Annotated in this window: 16 protein-coding genes and 1 other RNA gene; 12 read left to right on the forward strand and 5 right to left on the reverse strand. The window is 39.2% G+C overall.

Annotation, left to right across the window (positions count from 1 at the left end; genetic code table 11):
* Positions 1-44: 44 nt before the first annotated feature.
* Positions 45-740: a (d)CMP kinase gene (gene cmk, locus ACOKFD_RS00390; protein WP_422859438.1), complete on the forward strand. Its 696-nt coding sequence runs from the start codon at positions 45-47 to the stop codon at positions 738-740.
* 161 nt (positions 741-901) lie between these two features.
* On the opposite strand, the gene ACOKFD_RS00395 is transcribed toward cmk, so the two are convergent.
* Positions 902-1,093, reverse strand: coding sequence for a hypothetical protein (locus ACOKFD_RS00395; RefSeq protein ID WP_422859439.1), 192 nt, complete (start codon positions 1,091-1,093; stop codon positions 902-904).
* A gap of 570 nt (positions 1,094-1,663) precedes the next feature.
* On the reverse strand, positions 1,664-2,044 hold the full coding sequence (locus ACOKFD_RS00400; protein ID WP_422859440.1) for a LysM peptidoglycan-binding domain-containing protein: 381 nt from the start codon (positions 2,042-2,044) through the stop codon (positions 1,664-1,666).
* Between the two features lie 268 nt (positions 2,045-2,312).
* Between ACOKFD_RS00400 and rpsA the strand changes: the two genes are divergently transcribed.
* From rpsA to ppk1, 8 genes are all read left to right on the forward strand, one after another.
* The gene (gene rpsA, locus ACOKFD_RS00405; RefSeq protein WP_422859441.1) at positions 2,313-4,148 is read left to right on the forward strand and encodes a 30S ribosomal protein S1; all 1,836 of its coding nucleotides are present in this window, start codon (positions 2,313-2,315) and stop codon (positions 4,146-4,148) included.
* Positions 4,149-4,260: 112 nt separating this feature from the next.
* Complete coding sequence (gene pyrR, locus ACOKFD_RS00410; RefSeq protein WP_422859442.1) at positions 4,261-4,800, forward strand: bifunctional pyr operon transcriptional regulator/uracil phosphoribosyltransferase PyrR; 540 nt, start codon at positions 4,261-4,263, stop codon at positions 4,798-4,800.
* A gap of 6 nt (positions 4,801-4,806) precedes the next feature.
* Positions 4,807-5,733 (forward strand): aspartate carbamoyltransferase catalytic subunit, encoded by a 927-nt coding sequence (locus ACOKFD_RS00415; RefSeq protein ID WP_422859443.1) that lies wholly within the window; start codon positions 4,807-4,809, stop codon positions 5,731-5,733.
* A gap of 4 nt (positions 5,734-5,737) precedes the next feature.
* Positions 5,738-6,070, forward strand: a complete 333-nt coding sequence (locus tag ACOKFD_RS00420; protein ID WP_422859444.1) for a ribonuclease Z — start codon at positions 5,738-5,740, stop codon at positions 6,068-6,070.
* Positions 6,067-6,972: a ribonuclease Z gene (locus ACOKFD_RS00425; protein ID WP_422859445.1), complete on the forward strand. Its 906-nt coding sequence runs from the start codon at positions 6,067-6,069 to the stop codon at positions 6,970-6,972. The genes ACOKFD_RS00420 and ACOKFD_RS00425 overlap by 4 nt, the downstream gene beginning before the upstream one ends.
* Before the next feature lie 75 nt (positions 6,973-7,047).
* On the forward strand, positions 7,048-7,695 hold the full coding sequence (pdxH, locus tag ACOKFD_RS00430) for a pyridoxamine 5'-phosphate oxidase (protein ID WP_422859446.1): 648 nt from the start codon (positions 7,048-7,050) through the stop codon (positions 7,693-7,695).
* A gap of 10 nt (positions 7,696-7,705) precedes the next feature.
* Positions 7,706-8,197 carry a SixA phosphatase family protein gene (locus ACOKFD_RS00435; protein ID WP_422859447.1) on the forward strand — a complete coding sequence of 164 codons (492 nt, stop codon included), beginning with the start codon at positions 7,706-7,708 and terminating at the stop codon, positions 8,195-8,197.
* A complete protein-coding gene (gene ppk1 / locus ACOKFD_RS00440; RefSeq protein WP_422859448.1) occupies positions 8,194-10,275 on the forward strand; it encodes a polyphosphate kinase 1 in 2,082 nt (693 codons plus the stop codon). Before ACOKFD_RS00435 ends, ppk1 begins: the two co-directional genes overlap by 4 nt.
* On the opposite strand, the gene ACOKFD_RS00445 is transcribed toward ppk1, so the two are convergent.
* Both ACOKFD_RS00445 and ACOKFD_RS00450 read right to left on the reverse strand, forming a co-directional pair.
* Positions 10,276-10,857: a tRNA-(ms[2]io[6]A)-hydroxylase gene (locus ACOKFD_RS00445; RefSeq protein ID WP_298997865.1), complete on the reverse strand. Its 582-nt coding sequence runs from the start codon at positions 10,855-10,857 to the stop codon at positions 10,276-10,278. It abuts the gene before it with no gap.
* Positions 10,858-11,127: 270 nt separating this feature from the next.
* A complete protein-coding gene (locus ACOKFD_RS00450; RefSeq protein WP_422859449.1) occupies positions 11,128-12,843 on the reverse strand; it encodes a DNA polymerase III subunit gamma/tau in 1,716 nt (571 codons plus the stop codon).
* A gap of 104 nt (positions 12,844-12,947) precedes the next feature.
* Here ACOKFD_RS00450 and rnpB point away from each other — a divergent pair.
* Positions 12,948-13,243: RNase P RNA component class A (gene rnpB, locus ACOKFD_RS00455), an RNA gene on the forward strand.
* Here rnpB and ACOKFD_RS00460 read toward each other — a convergent pair.
* On the reverse strand, positions 13,243-14,127 hold the full coding sequence (locus tag ACOKFD_RS00460) for a LysR family transcriptional regulator (RefSeq protein WP_422859450.1): 885 nt from the start codon (positions 14,125-14,127) through the stop codon (positions 13,243-13,245). The genes rnpB and ACOKFD_RS00460 overlap by 1 nt on opposite strands.
* 75 nt (positions 14,128-14,202) lie before the next feature.
* Between ACOKFD_RS00460 and hutH the strand changes: the two genes are divergently transcribed.
* Together hutH and hutI are read left to right on the forward strand one after the other, a co-directional pair.
* Positions 14,203-15,783 (forward strand): histidine ammonia-lyase, encoded by a 1,581-nt coding sequence (hutH, locus tag ACOKFD_RS00465; protein ID WP_422859451.1) that lies wholly within the window; start codon positions 14,203-14,205, stop codon positions 15,781-15,783.
* 1 nt (position 15,784) lies between these two features.
* Positions 15,785-17,020 carry an imidazolonepropionase gene (gene hutI / locus ACOKFD_RS00470; protein ID WP_422859452.1) on the forward strand — a complete coding sequence of 412 codons (1,236 nt, stop codon included), beginning with the start codon at positions 15,785-15,787 and terminating at the stop codon, positions 17,018-17,020.

Below are 17,020 nucleotides of genomic sequence, written 5' to 3' on the forward strand. Positions count from 1 at the left end.
TGGCACTTCTATGCCAGCTGATTACTTTCCATTATTTTTAGGCAATGAAAAAAATCATCATCGCCATTGACGGCTATTCCTCCACAGGAAAGAGTACCCTAGCCAAACGCTTGGCCAAAGCTTTGGATTACGTGTATGTGGATACCGGTGCCATGTACCGGGCCGTTACCCTTTTTGCTTTGCAAGAGGGTTTTTTTGATGAAAAAAAGGATGACGCTTCTAAGCTGATTAAAAACCTGCCCAATATTCAACTCAAATTTATACGCAATACCGAACTGGGCTCTAGCGAGATGTTTCTGAATGGAAAAAATGTAGAAAAGGATATCCGTACCCTTACCGTTGCTCGAAAGGTAAGCGAGGTTGCAGCTATTAAGGAAGTACGGGAAAAATTGGTACATCTGCAGCAGGAAATGGGTAAAGAAAAGGGTATTGTGATGGACGGACGGGATATTGGAACTGTGGTTTTTCCAGATGCTGAATTGAAGATTTTTATGACCGCTTCTCCAGAAACACGAGCTACCAGACGATACAAGGAATTGTTGGATAGGGGAGACAAGGTTACTTTTGAAGAAGTGCTCAAAAATATTGAAAAACGAGATTTAATTGATTCTACCCGTTCCGTTTCCCCATTACGAAAAGCCAAAGACGCCATAGAGTTTGACAATAGCGATATGGGCTTGGAAGAGCAATTTGAACGGATGTTTAGTTTTGCGGAACGTGTTATTGAAAAGCAAGATTAATAGGTAGTTCTTTTGGGTCACACTTATCGGCGCGGCTATGATACGTTGCGGAAAACGTCCACAGGACTTTTCCGCCCTAGCCCGAACCTTTTATAAAGATACGGATTTCCGTTTAGGAAATCCACCGCAATGGATTATAGGTATTGTTACGGCACGTTTTTTTATCGTTTCAGATATGCGACGATTATGGTAAGTCCCGTTCCAATTATGGAAGCGAATATATTTTTGACTAACGAGTCTTTCTTGTGTATGCTATAGATTCCATTGCGGATTTTTTCTTTATTAATTATGAGAATACCAAGAACAAAAGATGCAATAACTACTAGTCCAACCACTACGTCCATTGTGTCCATCGAGTTTGAGTCCATTAAAATGAATGCCGAACTGGAAATCACAAAATATAGAAAGGAGGTAATAAGAAACCATCCAATCTGTTTATTTATAAAAATTCCGATAGTCGGTATAAGAACGAAGTATGTAGGTCTAAAAAACCTTTTTATTGAATACAAGAACTCTCTATTCTGAAGCAAAGTTTTGGTGTCCGAGGTGACAATTTCATAATACCATCTACTATATAAATCATTTAATCCAATATATATGGTCCATATGAAAAGAACCAATATCAATAACTTGATTGTTAATATTTCGTAGTTGTTCTTTAAATATTCCAATTTTCTAAAATGTGCTGTAACGATTAAGATATGGCTTCGTTTTAATGAGCTATATCGTCCGATAAGTGAAGTTCGGGAATTTTAATCAAAAAAGCCAACTCTAGTTTATGGACATGGAGTTTGGATTGATGAAATTCACCTTAGTTAAAAAAGCAATAAAAAAAGGCACCCATTGGATGCCTTTTTTAAGTGTCAGTTCGAGCGCAGTCGAGAACTAGACAAGACATCTCGACTGCGCTCGATGTGACAAAATTAGATATTCGGAATCAACAAAACCTGGTCTGGGTGAATCACATCCGGATTGCTTAAAATATTGGTGTTCGCATCAAAGATTTTCGGATACTTCATAGCATCGCCATAGTAATGCTTGGCAATCAAGCTTAAGGACTCTCCGCTTTTTACCGTGTGCCTGTGATATACTGAATCATCAGCTACGCTAATGTTCGCTTTAATGTCAGATGGGCTTTCTCCACCAATTTGTTTGATTTTATCCCAGATGGCATTTTTCTCATAGGGGGTGTTGGCTACACCTTTTATTTTCAAAACCCCTCCATCTTCAGAAACGTCACCGTCCTGAATCCCCAATTCTTGTCCAAGGTCTAAAACCGCTTGATATTTTGCTTTTGCACTCATAATGTTTTGTGTTTAATTATAGTTGATAATATGAAACAAGATATGCATAAAAGTCACATTTCACCTTAAATTTTCATCAATTCTAGGGCAGATGGTCTAAGTCTTCAATAAAGGTTTGTAAAACAAGGAATTAATTGTATTTTTGCGCTCCTTTTTGTGGCAGTTGACAAGAGACAAAAGGGGAAAACAAAAACAAAATTTATAACAACTTTCGCAATTACTGCCTAAACCTTTGTAAACTTGTGGAATACAAATTTAAATCAGCAACATGGCTGAAGAAAAAACAAAAGCAGAAGCGGTAGAGACCGTAGAAGCAGTTCAAGAAGTAAAAAAAGCAGAGCCAAAACAAGACCCTCAGGAATATTTGGACAATTTTGATTGGGACAAATACGAAGAAGGTATTGAGCGTGTTGAGGATTCCAAGTTGAAGGAATTTGAAACTTTGGTCGAGGAAAACTTTGTGGATACCGCAGATGAAGAGGTGGTTGAAGGAAAAGTGGTACACATGACCGACCGCGAGGCTATCATCGATATCAACGCAAAATCTGAAGGGGTCATCTCCTTAAACGAGTTCCGTTATAACCCAGACTTAAAAGTTGGGGATAAAGTAGAGGTGCTTATTGATATCCGTGAAGATAAAACAGGACAGTTGGTACTTTCCCACAGAAAGGCCAGAACCATTAAAGCTTGGGATAGGGTAAACGATGCCCACGATAAAGAGGAAATCGTAACTGGTTTTGTAAAGTGCAGAACCAAAGGAGGTATGATTGTGGATGTATTTGGTATTGAAGCTTTCTTGCCAGGTTCCCAAATTGATGTGAAGCCTATCCGTGACTATGATCAGTACGTAGGAAAGACTATGGAGTTCAAGGTGGTGAAAATCAACCATGAGTTTAAAAACGTTGTGGTTTCCCATAAAGCACTTATCGAAGCTGATATTGAAGAGCAGAAAAAAGAAATCATTGGTCAATTGGAAAAAGGCCAAGTATTGGAAGGTGTGGTTAAAAACATTACTTCCTACGGGGTATTTATCGACCTTGGAGGTGTGGATGGACTTATACACATTACCGACCTTTCTTGGAGCCGTATCAACCACCCGAACGAGGTAGTTGAACTGGACCAGAAATTGAATGTAGTTATCCTTGACTTTGATGATAACAAGTCTAGAATCCAATTAGGATTGAAGCAATTGGAGAAACATCCTTGGGATGCTCTTGGAGATGAAATCAAAATTGGTGATAAAGTAAAAGGTAAGGTTGTAGTTATTGCTGACTACGGTGCCTTTATCGAAGTTGCAGAAGGTGTTGAAGGATTGATTCACGTTTCTGAAATGTCATGGTCTACGCACTTGAGGTCTGCCCAAGACTTTGTAAGCGTTGGAGATGAGGTAGATGCGGTAGTGTTGACTTTAGATAGGGAAGAACGTAAAATGTCTTTAGGTATCAAGCAATTGACACCAGACCCATGGACGGATATCACTACCAAATACCCTGTTGGTTCACGTCACGAAGGTATCGTTAGAAACTTTACCAACTTTGGAGTTTTTGTTGAGATGGAAGAAGGGATCGATGGTTTGATTTATATTTCTGATTTATCTTGGACTAGAAAAATCAAGCACCCATCTGAATTTGTTACCGTTGGGGACAAGTTGGAAGTTGAGGTATTGGAATTGGATGTTGAAGGACGTAAGCTAAGCTTAGGTCACAAACAGACTACTGAGAATCCTTGGGATAAATACGCTACTGAGTTTGCAGAAGGTTCTGTACACAAAGCAGCAGTTTCTGAAATCGTTGACAAGGGAGCCACTGTTGTTTTCAATGACGATATCGTAGCATTTATTCCTTCACGTCATATGGAGAAAGAAGATGGTAAGAAATTGACCAAAGGAGAAGAAGTGGAATTCAAAATCATTGAGTTCAATAAAGATTTCAAACGAGTTGTGGCTAGCCACACTGCAATCTTTAGAGAGCAAGAGGAGCGCAACATGAGAACAGCCAGAAAGAAAATGGCTGCTTCCCAAGAAGATGCACCTACTCTAGGAGATGCCAATGCACAGTTGCAAGCATTGAAAGAGAAGATGGAAGCAGATTCCAAAAAGAAGTAATAGTACATAACTTCAAATAGAAAAGCCCCGACCTTTGGTTGGGGCTTTTTGTTTTCCAAAACTTTTAAAGTTTTGTTTACTTTTGCATACAATTGAGCAGGTAAAACAGCAAATGAGTCAAAAAGTACTTCTTACCGCAAAGGAAATTAACATCATACTTCATCGTTTAGCTTGCCAACTTTTAGAAAACCATCTTGATTTTTCCGAAACAGTCCTCATCGGCCTTCAGCCCAGAGGAATTTTTTTGGCCGAAAGATTGACCAAAATTTTAAAGGAAGATTACAAGGTTAAGAACATAAATCTCGGCTCCCTTGATATTACCTTTTATCGCGATGATTTTAGAAGAGGTGAGAAAACCTTGCAGGCCAACGCGACGAAAATCAATTTTTTGGTAGAGGATAAAAATGTTGTCTTTATTGATGACGTATTGTACACGGGACGTAGCATTCGAGCAGCGCTTACGGCAATTCAATCCTTTGGAAGACCATCAAATATTGAATTATTGACCTTGATTGACCGAAGATTTAGCCGCCATCTACCCATTCAACCGAATTATCGAGGCAGACAGGTGGATGCAATCAATGAGGAGAAGGTAAAGGTAATGTGGGAGGAGAACGATGGAAAAGATATTGTGTATTTGATTAATAAGTAGAGAATAATGAGTGAATTAAGTGTCAATCACTTACTGGGCATAAAATATCTGAACAAAAAGGATATCGAACTCATTTTCGAAACAGCAGACCATTTTAAAGAAGTTATCAATCGGTCGATAAAGAAAGTCCCAACACTTAGGGATACTACCATTGCGAATATCTTTTTTGAGAATAGTACGCGTACCAAACTGTCTTTTGAACTTGCTGAGAAACGTCTTTCAGCAGATGTTATCAATTTTTCAGCTTCACAATCTTCAGTAAAAAAGGGAGAGACTTTGATTGATACCGTGAATAATATTCTGTCCATGAAAGTGGATATGGTCATCATGCGGCATCCCAATCCAGGAGCAGGAATCTTTTTGTCAAAACATGTAAACGCTTCTATCATTAATGCAGGTGATGGGGCCCACGAGCATCCCACACAAGCTTTATTGGATTCTTATTCTATTCGCGAAAAATTAGGTGATGTACAAGGGAAGAATATAGTAATTGTTGGAGATGTCTTGCACTCCAGAGTGGCACTTTCCAATATTTTTGCGCTGAAGCTACAAGGAGCTAAAGTGAAAGTATGCGGACCTAAAACATTGATTCCTAAATATATTGAATCTTTAGGGGTTGAAGTGGAGACCGACCTAATCAAGGCATTGGAATGGTGTGATGTAGCTAACATGCTTAGAGTACAGAATGAGCGAATGGATATTAGCTATTTCCCATCTACACGGGAATACACACAACAGTTTGGAATAAATCGTAAATTACTGGATAGTTTGAACAAGGAAATTGTTATCATGCACCCAGGACCTATAAATCGAGGTGTTGAAATAACAAGTGATGTAGCCGATTCTGACCAATCCATTATCCTGGAGCAAGTTGAGAATGGAGTGGCGATTCGTATGGCAGTTATCTATTTATTAGCCTCAAAAATTAAATAGCACCATGATTTTCGATAAAGAAGGGACAACGACCATCGTCTTCCAGGAAAAGATTACAATCTCAACATTCCTAGATAATTTAAATAAAGCATACCCGAAATTAGAGCACGACAATATCATTGTCAACCTTTTTTCTTTTAAAAGCCTTACCTCCGGTGATATACTAGAGTTTTTACAACTTTCTCAGAAACATAAACAAGGAGGTAAATCTTTCATCTTAGTGTCCAATAAAATCTCATTTGATGAATTGCCCGATAATATAACGGTTGTGCCGACCATTCAGGAAGCAAAGGATATTATTGAAATGGAAGAGATTGAACGGGATTTAGGTATATGAAGTTAACCATTTTAGGTTGCTACTCAGCCACCCCTAGGACCTTTACCAACCCAACAGCCCAAGTACTTGAAATAAAAGGACATTTGTTCTTGATAGATTGTGGGGAAGGTACCCAAGTCCAGTTGCGACGATACAGGATTAAGTTTTCAAGAATAAACCATATTTTCATCTCCCACCTTCATGGTGATCACTTTTTTGGTTTGCCTGGCCTTATTTCCACTTTTCGACTTTTGGGTAGGGAAAAACCATTACATGTTTATGGCCCCAAAAGAATAAAGGAAGCTATAACTCTATTTCTAAAGCTAGGGGACTCGTGGACCAATTATCCTTTGATTTTTCATGAATTGGATTCAAAAGATTCCGAATTGATATTTGAAGATGATACCGTAAGTGTAAGAACTATTCCTTTGAAGCATCGAGTCTATACCAACGGATTTCTTTTTGAAGAAAAACCAGCTCCAAGGAAATTAAACATTGAAGCTGCCGAAAAATGGGGAATAGACCGTTCACAATACGGTAACATTAAAAATGGAGCTGATGGTGTTCAGAGTGATGGTACAATAATTCCAAATATTGATTTAACAGGAGACCCTCCCAAAACAAAAAGTTATGCATTTTGCAGTGACACTAAATACAATGAGGACATCCTTCCACTTATCAAAGATGTGGATACACTCTACCATGAATCTACTTTTTTGGAATCTGAGGCGCATTTATGTGAGAAAACAAAACATTCCACGGCCAAACAAGCTGCTCAAATGGCCAAAAAGAGCAACGCCGGAAAGCTTATTTTAGGACATTTTTCTACCAGATATCCCTCTATCCAATTGTTCAGGGAAGAAGCCCAAACCATTTTTCCCAATTCAGAGCTGGCAGACGATGGGAAATCATTCGAACTGTAAAAGCCCAAATAGCCACTACAATCCTTTTTTCTCTCCCTAGTTTTGCTGAAATTTGAAGGAATAACAAGGCAAATTATGCAGCAGGACCTTAGCGATTATCGAAAGTCTTATGAAAAGAGTGAATTGTTGGAAAAAACCGTCAAGGAAAATCCAATGGAACAGTTCCAAAAATGGTTTTATGAGGTAGAAGCTACTGATGGCCTGGAGGAGCCTAATGCGATGACTTTGGCAACTATCGGACTGGATGGTTTTCCGAAGAGTAGAGTGGTATTGATGAAGAAATATACTTTTGAGGGGTTCATTTTCTATACCAATTACAGCAGCGAAAAGGGAAAGGCCATGGAAGAAAACCCTGAAGTTTGTTTGTCTTTCTTTTGGCCTAATATGGAAAGACAAATCATTATAAAGGGAAAGGTGGAAAAGATTGCAGAAAACCTTTCTGACGGCTATTTCGAATCAAGACCAGTGGGAAGCCAATTGGGCGCAATAGTCTCTCCTCAGAGCGATGTAATCCCTTCAAGAGAGGTTTTGGAATCTAAATTGACCGAGCTCGAGAAAAAATATTCTGGTAAAGAACTGGAAAGACCCTCCTACTGGGGTGGATATATGGTACGTCCTGTTTCCTTGGAATTTTGGCAGGGACGCCCCAATCGTCTTCATGACCGTATTCGATACACACTTCAAGAAGATTTTAACTGGAAGATAGAACGTTTAGCCCCCTAAAAGAAGAAATATGAAGCAGGTTGTTCTTATGCGTCATGGAAAATCTTCATGGGACTACGAAGTGTCCGATAAAGACCGTCCTTTAAAAGAAAGAGGAATCCATGACGCCCACTTAGTAGCAGAGAAGTTGGCTTCCAAGGATTTTTCTATTGATTTTGCATATTCCAGTCCAGCAAACAGGGCACTTCACACCAGTATGATTTTCTTACGGGGAATCGGTTTTGATTTGGCAAGATTTCAAGTAACCAATGCATTATATGATTTTTCTGGGAATAGTGTGGCAGCTTTCATTGAGAGTCTACCAGATACCTTGGACACGCCAATGATTTTTGGTCACAACTATGCCTTTACTACGCTTGCAAATACTTGGGGAGATACCTATATTGAAAATCTTCCAACCGCAGGATTGGTCCAAATTGAATTTGATGTGGATGAATGGTCCAAGATTTCAAAAGGAAGAACAAAACAAATAGTATTTCCAAAACACCTACGAAATAAATGATCAAAGTAAAGAACGAATACGTAAATAGAGAGATAAGCTGGTTGCATTTTAATTCAAGGGTGCTTCAAGAAAGTGCGGATAAAAAAGTACCGTTAATTGATAGGCTTCGTTTCTTGGGAATTTTCAGCAATAACCTAGATGAGTTCTTCAAAGTTCGCTACGCCACGGTCAAACGTATTGTTGATGCCGGTAAAAAAGGGAAAAGCGTTCTTGGAGGGGAAAAAGCCAAAGATTTGCTAGAGGAAATCACAGAGATTGTGATTCAACAACAAACACAAAGTCAAAAGATTCTTGAGCAAATTGAAGAAGAGTTAAAGGCGGAAAACATCTTCATCATCCACGAGGGAGAAATAAACGAGAGCCAAGCTGAATTTGTACGGGAGTATTTTTTCAAAAAGGTGAATCAGGAATTGATGACCATTATCTTGAACGACCTTACCGAATTTCCTCTGCTCAAAGATACCGCTGCCTATTTGGCGGTTAAAATGGTCATGAAAAAAAATGAGCATGGCGAATCTCTTGGTAAAAACAGATATGCCCTTATCGAAATTCCCAAAGGAATTGACCGTTTTGTGGTACTGCCAAAAGAAGGGGATAAAGACTATATTATCATCCTTGATGATTTAATTCGTTTCTGCTTGGATAGTGTGTTTACGATGTTTGAGTATGAATCTATTTCTGCGCATATGATTAAAATTACGAGGGATGCAGAACTGGATATCGACAATGACCTCACGAAAAGTTTTATTGAAAAAATATCCTCCAGTGTTGAAGGTAGAAAAATAAGCGACCCTGTGCGTTTCGTGTATGACAAAAGCATTGATAAGGATACCCTTCAATTCCTAAAGGCCAAAATGAACATTATTGATACGGATAGTGTGATTCCTGGAGGGCGTTATCATAACCGCCGGGATTATATGGGATTCCCTAGTCTTGGCCGGACTGATTTAATGTATAAAAAGATAGAACCTTTGCCCGTAAAAGGTTTTAGCATGGATGGCAGTCTTTTGGAACTTATAGCGCAAAAGGATTACTTAATATATACGCCTTATCATACTTTCTCATATTTGACGGTTTTTTTAAGGGAAGCAGCCCTTGACCCTAAAGTTAGGAGCATTAAGATTACCATATATCGTTTGGCAAATGACAGCCAGGTAGCATCAGCTTTAATCAATGCAGTTAAAAATGGGAAGCAAGTTACGGTGCAGATAGAACTGCAGGCTAGGTTTGATGAACAAGCCAATATTAAGTATGCCAATTTGCTCAAAGAAGAAGGGGTAAACCTAATCTTTGGGGTTCCCGGACTAAAAGTACACAGTAAGATATGTCTGGTAGAGCGAGAAGAACCTAAAGGTTTGAAGCGTTATGGATTCATAAGTACGGGTAATTTCAATGAATCAACAGCCAAAATTTATACAGATTATACCCTATTTACCGCTCATGAAGGTATTTTAAAGGAAATGTCGAAGGTTTTCAAATTCTTTGAGACAAACTATAAGGTCAATAAATACAGGCATTTAATCGTTTCTCCGCACTATACCAAGTCTACCTTTATGAAGTTGATAGACAATGAAATAGAAAATGCCCAAGATGGGAAGGAAGCTTTCATCAAAATAAAGATGAACAGCCTTACATCCTATAAGATGGTGGATAAATTGTATGAAGCCAGTAGGGCAGGGGTAAAAGTGCAATTGATAATCAGGGGGGTCTGCTGTTTAATTCCCGGAGTGGAAGGTATGAGCGAAAACATAGAGGCCATTAGTGTGGTGGATAAGTTTTTGGAACATCCAAGGTTGTTCATCTTTGGCAATGATGGTGATCCAAAGATCTATATCTCTTCAGCAGATTGGATGACCAGAAATCTTGATTTTAGGGTAGAAGTAGGTTGCCCAATTTATGATGAGGATATTCAACAAGAGTTGATGGATACCTTTAATATATCATGGAAGGACAATCTGAAAGCGCGTATTTTTTCGGATAAACAGGATAATGCCTATAAGGAAATTACCGAGGGAGAGTCAGAACTTAGGTCTCAATTTGCTTTATACGATTATTATCAGAACAAACTTGAATCCTGACTAACCGTGCATAGTCTCTTTTTTTCCTAGGTTTTCCATTAAGGTAGCTTCGTATTCCAGCAAATCTTGCCATTTTTGGTCTACTTCTTCGCGATTGCCATACATTCGAGCAAACTTTAGGAACATGGTATAATGGTTTGCTTCACTGACCATTAGATTCTTATAGAATTCAGCCAGTTCAGAATCATTTATTTCTTCAGAAAGTAATCTGAAGCGTTCGCAACTTCTTGCTTCAATTAAGGCAGCATAAAGCAGTTTGTGTACCAAATGTGTTTCCCTACTGCCTCCCTTTGGAAAGAATTTCATCAACTCAATGACATACTCATCCTTTCGTTCCCTTCCCAAGACCCAACCTCGTTTCAGAATCTTATCATGCACCATATTAAAATGTCCCATCTCTTCCCTGGCCAGAGAGGTCATTTCTTTTACCAATTCTGATTTTTCCGGAAACCCAATGATAAGTGATATTGCTGTACTTGCAGCTTTCTGCTCGCAATACGCATGATCTGTCAAAATCTCTTCAATATTCTTTTCTACAATGTTAACCCATCTTGGGTCGGTAGGGAGTTTAAGGCCTAGCATAAGGAGTCATTTTGAAAAGCAAAGATAACAGGATTCGTAAAGTTTTTTCTCAATTGCAATGTCATTTCGAGCAAAGCGAGAAATCTCTTTCCGATAGGATTTCTTATGCTCCCTTTGGTCGGTTCGAAATGAGAGGAGGATTCGCCGTCAGTTCGAGTATTTCTGAAGCACTTGTGCGAAGGAAATATATCGAGAACTGGGATTATATACTGAGATTTACTTCTAGATGCAATTTTGGCTTTGCCAAAACCACTCGAAGTGAAGAGTGTTCTAAAAATCCAAATCAAATTCTTTTCGCAATAAGTCAATGGCTGGGTTTTTCTCCTTCAATTTCTGGTATTTCTCTTCCGGAGTAAAGGCATATTTCTTTGCTACCTCTTCATTCACAGTAATATGAAGGGTAATGGAATGGTTGGCTAACTGTTGTTTTAGATGATTCAAAAGAGGACCTTGTTCCCGTTCTACTTCCTTTTTCATAGTGTGGTTAGGAAGTTCAATCCAAATGGTATTTTTATCTTTTAGTTTGGGAATGTCAGTCTGAAGATTACTGGCCAATATTTTTCTTCCCTTACCTTCGATTTTTTTAACGTAAACCTCCCATTCATTTTGCATTTCCTCTTCCGTAAAAGAATTTTGAGGCAAATCTTCTTCTGGTACATTTGGATTCTTTGTATTGGTATGTTCTTTTTTGGTTTTAATACTTGATAGCGACAATCCAGAAACCCGATTCGTATTTGCTTTTAATTCTATTTTTTTTACAGGCGGCGGTTTGGGAATAGGTATGACCTCTTCTTTTTCTTTTTGAGGAATTTGTTCTGTGTTAGCGCTATCAGTTTCAGTGGGTTTTAATGTAGCTTTGGAAAGCTCACTGGCCGGAATATGCTTAAAATGTGAAGCGGGTATTATGAAATCAGCGTTTTTTTTTTCACCATCAAAAGTGATGGAGGCTAATTTCATTAAGGTGAGTTCAACCAACAAGCGCTGATTTTTGCTGGTTTTGTATTTTAAGTCACATTCATTGGCCAAATCCAAGGCTTGTAACAAAAACTCTCTAGCTGACGCTGCGGACTGATTTTTGTATTGTTCTTTTACATCTTCCCCAACTTCTAAAAGTGCTAATGTTTCAGTATGTTGGCACACCATAAGATCTCTAAAATGTGAAGCTAGACCGGTTATGAAATGATGGCCATCAAACCCAAGAGAAAGTGTTTTATTGAACAATACCAGAAGCTCAGGAATATTATTTTCAAGAATTAGTTGGGTAGTGGAAAAATAAGTGTCGTAATCTAGAACGTTCAAGTTTTCGGTAACCGCTTTTCGGGTTAATTTTTTACCTGAAAAACTTACGACTCTATCAAAAATGGAAAGCGCATCCCGCATGGCGCCATCGGCTTTTTGCGCAATTATATGTAGAGCACTTTCCTCAGCTTCAATGCCTTGTTGTTCGGCGATATATTTCAAATAATCCGCTGCATCTTTTACGGTGATTCGTTTAAAATCGAAAATTTGGCAACGAGAAAGAATTGTGGGAATGATTTTGTGCTTTTCCGTAGTGGCCAAAATAAATATGGCATGTTTTGGCGGTTCCTCTAGAGTCTTTAAAAATGCATTGAAAGCGGATTGGGACAACATATGAACCTCGTCAATAATATAGACTTTGTATTTGCCAACCTGCGGAGGAATCCGAACTTGGTCAATAAGACTACGGATATCATCTACTGAATTGTTGGATGCGGCATCCAACTCAAAAATATTAAAGGCAAAATCTTCATCTTCCCGTTCCGTCCCATCTTGATTTATCTTTTTGGCCAAGATGCGAGCACAAGTAGTCTTGCCCACACCCCTTGGTCCGCAGAACAAAAGAGCCTGCGCTAAATGGTTGCTTTCAATGGCATTGAGCAGGGTATTGGTAATAGCCTGTTGCCCCACTACATCTTTGAATGTCTGTGGGCGGTATTTTCTAGCTGATACTACAAAGGGCTCCAATTCCAATAGATTTACTTATTCACAAATATAAAAATAGCGAATCGCAAAGCCCTTTTTGAAGACCACCACAAATTATTTTTTATTAACAATTGAGTTACCTTTGCGCAGCAGGCCACCTTATCGCTGCAATCCTTTGGATTGAAGAGGAAAGTCCGGACACCATAGTGCAACATAGCGGATAACATCCGTCCGTTGAAAAACGAGGACCAGTGCAACAGAAAGCAAGTACAGTTCGGCTGTAGTGAAATCAGGTAAACTCTATGTGGTGCAACGCCATGTAAACCAGTGTTTGAGGGTAGCACGTCCAAATTGGAGGGTAGGCGGTTTGAACTTTGAAGTAATTCAAAGTCTAGATAAATGATAAGGCTCGACAGAATCCGGCTTATGGCCTGCTTTTTCTTAATCGAACAATAGTTTTATACAGTTTTGTAGAACAGGATTTCTATTGTCTTCCTTCCATATCATGGATAGTGTAGCTCGTTGCTCAATTTTTTTGAGTTCAATAAACTTAACTCTCATTTGAAATCCAATTTGTAAGGCCGTAGGAACTATGGCAATCCCCAGTTTGTTCTCTACCAATTTGAAAATGGTCTGGGCGTGTACGGACTTATGAGATACCTTTGGTCTGAATCCACCATCTTCGCAGATACTAATTACGGTATTGTAATATAATGGGCTATAATCTTTGGAAAACAGGATAAAATCTTCTTGTGCCAACTGTGAAATGCTTTTAAATGTGTGTTCTTCCAAAGGATGGTCCTCAGGGAGCACCAAGGAAAATGTATCCTCGTATACAGGTTTAATGTGAAGACCCTTAGGAACCCGCGATAAACGCACAAAACCCAAATCAAGAAGGTCATGTTGAATAGCATGTAATTGCGCACGGTTTGAAAGTTCTTCTAGACTAGTGTGCACTTGTGGAAATTCACGTTTTAGGTCCAATAGTAAATTGGGAACCACGTTTTGCATTGCTGACCCCAAAAAGCCTATTCGTACTTCACCCAAATGACCCTTTCCAATAAGCATGAGCTGTTTTTGGGCTTGGTTTAAGTGATTCAAAATAAATTCTACTTCACCTTTCAAATAAACACCCGCAGGTGTCAATTGTACCTTTTTCTTATTGCGCAAAAAGAGCGGGGTTTCCAATAAGTTTTCCAATTGTTTGATTTGGGTGCTTAATCCAGGTTGGGATATGAATAGTTTTTCAGCCGCTTTCCTAAAGTGCAGTTCCTCAGCAACTGCAAGAAAGTAGATGTAATGTCTTAACTCTATTTGATAATTCATAGTTATTAATTAATCAAAAATAAGTATTTATAATTATTAAAATATCATGGTATCTTTAATCATTAAAAAGTTTGTATGCGTAAACATTCCCATACATTTTTATATGGCGAAGACCATCTGACAGCAAGCATTGCTATAGATATTGCTAAAGGTGTCGTAAAAGCTGAATTCTCTAAATCATGTTTGGAAAAAGTTAGGAAAAGTGCAAAAATAGTGGGTGATATCGTGGATAAAGGAGATATCGTCTACGGTATCAATACTGGATTTGGTCCCCTTTGTAACACCAGAATTTCAAAAGAGGATACTAGAATTCTTCAATCCAACATACTACAAAGCCATAGTGTTGGAGTAGGAGAGCCTATTTCCAAAATGTTGGCCAAAATCATGTTGATTCTTAAAATCCATGCCTTGTCCAAAGGATATTCTGGAATACAAGAAACAACACTGAAGCGTATGTTGTGGCATTTGGAAAATGATGCGATTCCTATAGTTCCATCACAAGGTTCTGTAGGTGCTTCGGGAGATTTAGCTCCGCTATCCCATTTATTTTTACCATTGATTGGACTGGGCAAAGTAGAATATCAAGGCAAAAAAATTTCTACCCAGCAGCTGTTTGCAGAAACTAAACTAGTACCATTGGAACTTGGTCCAAAAGAAGGATTGGCACTAATTAATGGTACGCAGTTCATAGCGGCACATGGAGTTTTGGTGGTACAAAAAATGCAATATGCATTGAGGCATGCAGATATTATTGGAGCTATGATGTTAGAAGGGCTACAAGGTTCAATGAAACCGTTTCATGAAAAACTACATGATGTACGTCCTTTTAAAGGAAATCAGCATGTAGCAGGAAGGATACGTACCTTATTGCAGGGTTCCGAAATTCTGGAAGACCATATTGATTGTGAACGGGTGCAAGACCCTTATTCTTTGCGATGCATACCACAAGTTCATGGCGCTTCGAGAAATGCTTGGCTTCATCTAAAAGAACTTTTGGAAACCGAGCTTAATTCGGTCACGGATAACCCTGTAATAATTGATGACGGCCTTGCCATCAGTGGTGGCAATTTTCACGGTCAACCTTTGGCCATGGCCTTGGATTATGCAGCTTTGGCTTCCTCCGAATTAGGAAACATATCTGACCGTAGAATATATCTGGCTCTTGAGGGAAACAGTCCTGGTGTTCCCAAACTGTTGATGCAGGATACGGGTATAAACTCCGGTTACATGATTCTGCAATATACATCTGCCGCTCTGGCCAGTGAAAACAAGACCTTATGTTTTCCAGCCAGTGCAGATAGTATTCCAACTTCTTTAGGACAAGAAGATCATGTGAGCATGGGTTCTATAAGTGGGAGAAAAGCGTTGCGCATCATTGAGAACGTAGAAAAGATTCTTGCCATTGAATTATTGACAGCGGCTCAAGCTTTTGAATTTAGAAAGCCCCTTAAATCTGGGGTTGTTCTAGATGAAATACATAAATTCATACGAACCAAAGTACCTTTTGCTGAAAACGACCGGGTATTTTCTGAAGATATTGAAAAGGGAATACAGATGATTCAAGAGGGTGAAATCATTGGTTTGGTAGAAGAGGTTATGAAATCTAAAGGGTTGATATGGAACACCCCTCATCAAGAAGAATTTGAAAACTACTGAAATGAATCAGAACGTATTAATAGGTCCTTTTGTACAACTTCTTCCCATGTCCGGATTGCCCTTGAAAGGAGCCCTGAATGATAGCCAACTGCCTATTATAAAAAATGGGGGAATTCTGGTTTCGGAAGGTAAGATTGTAAAGACAGGCATCTTTGAAGATTTAATACAAGAAGCAGGTCAAATACGTAAGATGGCAGGCGAGCAAGTATGTGTACCGGGATTTGTTGACGCCCATACCCATATTTGTTTCGGAGGAACCAGAGCTAGGGATTACGCACTTCGCAACGCAGGTGTATCCTACCTGGAAATAGCCAAAGCTGGTGGTGGAATTTGGGATACCGTAACCCAAACGCGGAAAGCGAGTCAATCAGAATTGGAAGAGGGAATCAAGGATAGAGCACAAATACACTTGCAAAACGGTACTACGACCCTCGAGGTGAAAAGTGGGTATGGTCTCTCGGTTCAGGAGGAAATTAAAATGCTTCGCGCTATTCAAAATACCAATGATTCATTGGAAATCGATTTAATTCCTACCTGTTTGGCTGCTCACATTAAACCTAAGGATTGGAATGGAAGTGGGAGCTATCTGGATGAAATAATCTCAAAACTATTTCCTGTTTTGAAGTCGGAAAATTTAGCCAATAGGGTAGATGCCTTTGTTGAGGAAAGTGCTTTTACTCCTGCAGAAGTTGAAACCTATTTTCAGGAGGCGCTTAAGTTTGGATTTGATATTACTGTACATGCCGATCAGTTCAATCCTGGTGGAAGTGAAGTTGCCGTAAAATTCAATGCCATCAGTGCTGATCATCTGGAAGCTAGTACGGAGAAGGAAATCAGTTTGCTCGCTAAAAGTGATGTGATTGCAACCGCTTTACCCGGAGCTTCCCTTGGTTTGGGATGTGAGTTTACACCAGCTCGGAAGCTATTGGATGCGGGTGGCGCTTTAGCCATTGCAAGCGATCATAATCCTGGTTCGGCACCCATGGGAGACTTACTTACTCAAGCTAGTGTTCTGGGTGCTTTCGAAAAACTCTCCAATGCCGAAGTTTTGGCTGGAATCACATGTAGAGCCAGTGCCGCTCTAAACTTAAAAGACAGGGGTGTTCTTGCCCCAAATTGTATGGCTGATTTTATAACCTTTCCCGCAAATAACTATCAAGAAATCACCTATCATCAAGGACAGTTGAAACCCTCTACGGTTTGGAAAAAGGGGCAACTGGTATTTGAAAGCAAGTAA

This window comes from Flagellimonas ulvae (assembly GCF_049333175.1).
In the GTDB taxonomy this organism is placed as follows: domain Bacteria; phylum Bacteroidota; class Bacteroidia; order Flavobacteriales; family Flavobacteriaceae; genus Flagellimonas.

Excerpts from the sequence above, each read along its gene's own strand:
- pdxH (WP_422859446.1), top strand. The coding sequence starts at position 7,048 with ATGCAGCAGGACCTTAGCGATTATCGAAAGTCTTATGAAAAGAGTGAA.
- hutH (WP_422859451.1), top strand. The coding sequence starts at position 14,203 with ATGCGTAAACATTCCCATACATTTTTATATGGCGAAGACCATCTGACA.
- ACOKFD_RS00395 (WP_422859439.1), bottom strand. The coding sequence starts at position 1,093 with ATGGACACAATGGACGTAGTGGTTGGACTAGTAGTTATTGCATCTTTT.
- ACOKFD_RS00445 (WP_298997865.1), bottom strand. The coding sequence starts at position 10,857 with ATGCTAGGCCTTAAACTCCCTACCGACCCAAGATGGGTTAACATTGTA.
- hutI (WP_422859452.1), top strand. The coding sequence starts at position 15,785 with ATGAATCAGAACGTATTAATAGGTCCTTTTGTACAACTTCTTCCCATG.
- cmk (WP_422859438.1), top strand. The coding sequence starts at position 45 with ATGAAAAAAATCATCATCGCCATTGACGGCTATTCCTCCACAGGAAAG.
- ACOKFD_RS00425 (WP_422859445.1), top strand. The coding sequence starts at position 6,067 with ATGAAGTTAACCATTTTAGGTTGCTACTCAGCCACCCCTAGGACCTTT.
- ppk1 (WP_422859448.1), top strand. The coding sequence starts at position 8,194 with ATGATCAAAGTAAAGAACGAATACGTAAATAGAGAGATAAGCTGGTTG.
- ACOKFD_RS00435 (WP_422859447.1), top strand. The coding sequence starts at position 7,706 with ATGAAGCAGGTTGTTCTTATGCGTCATGGAAAATCTTCATGGGACTAC.
- ACOKFD_RS00415 (WP_422859443.1), top strand. The coding sequence starts at position 4,807 with ATGAGTGAATTAAGTGTCAATCACTTACTGGGCATAAAATATCTGAAC.
- ACOKFD_RS00420 (WP_422859444.1), top strand. The coding sequence starts at position 5,738 with ATGATTTTCGATAAAGAAGGGACAACGACCATCGTCTTCCAGGAAAAG.
- ACOKFD_RS00460 (WP_422859450.1), bottom strand. The coding sequence starts at position 14,127 with ATGAATTATCAAATAGAGTTAAGACATTACATCTACTTTCTTGCAGTT.
- ACOKFD_RS00400 (WP_422859440.1), bottom strand. The coding sequence starts at position 2,044 with ATGAGTGCAAAAGCAAAATATCAAGCGGTTTTAGACCTTGGACAAGAA.
- pyrR (WP_422859442.1), top strand. The coding sequence starts at position 4,261 with ATGAGTCAAAAAGTACTTCTTACCGCAAAGGAAATTAACATCATACTT.
- rpsA (WP_422859441.1), top strand. The coding sequence starts at position 2,313 with ATGGCTGAAGAAAAAACAAAAGCAGAAGCGGTAGAGACCGTAGAAGCA.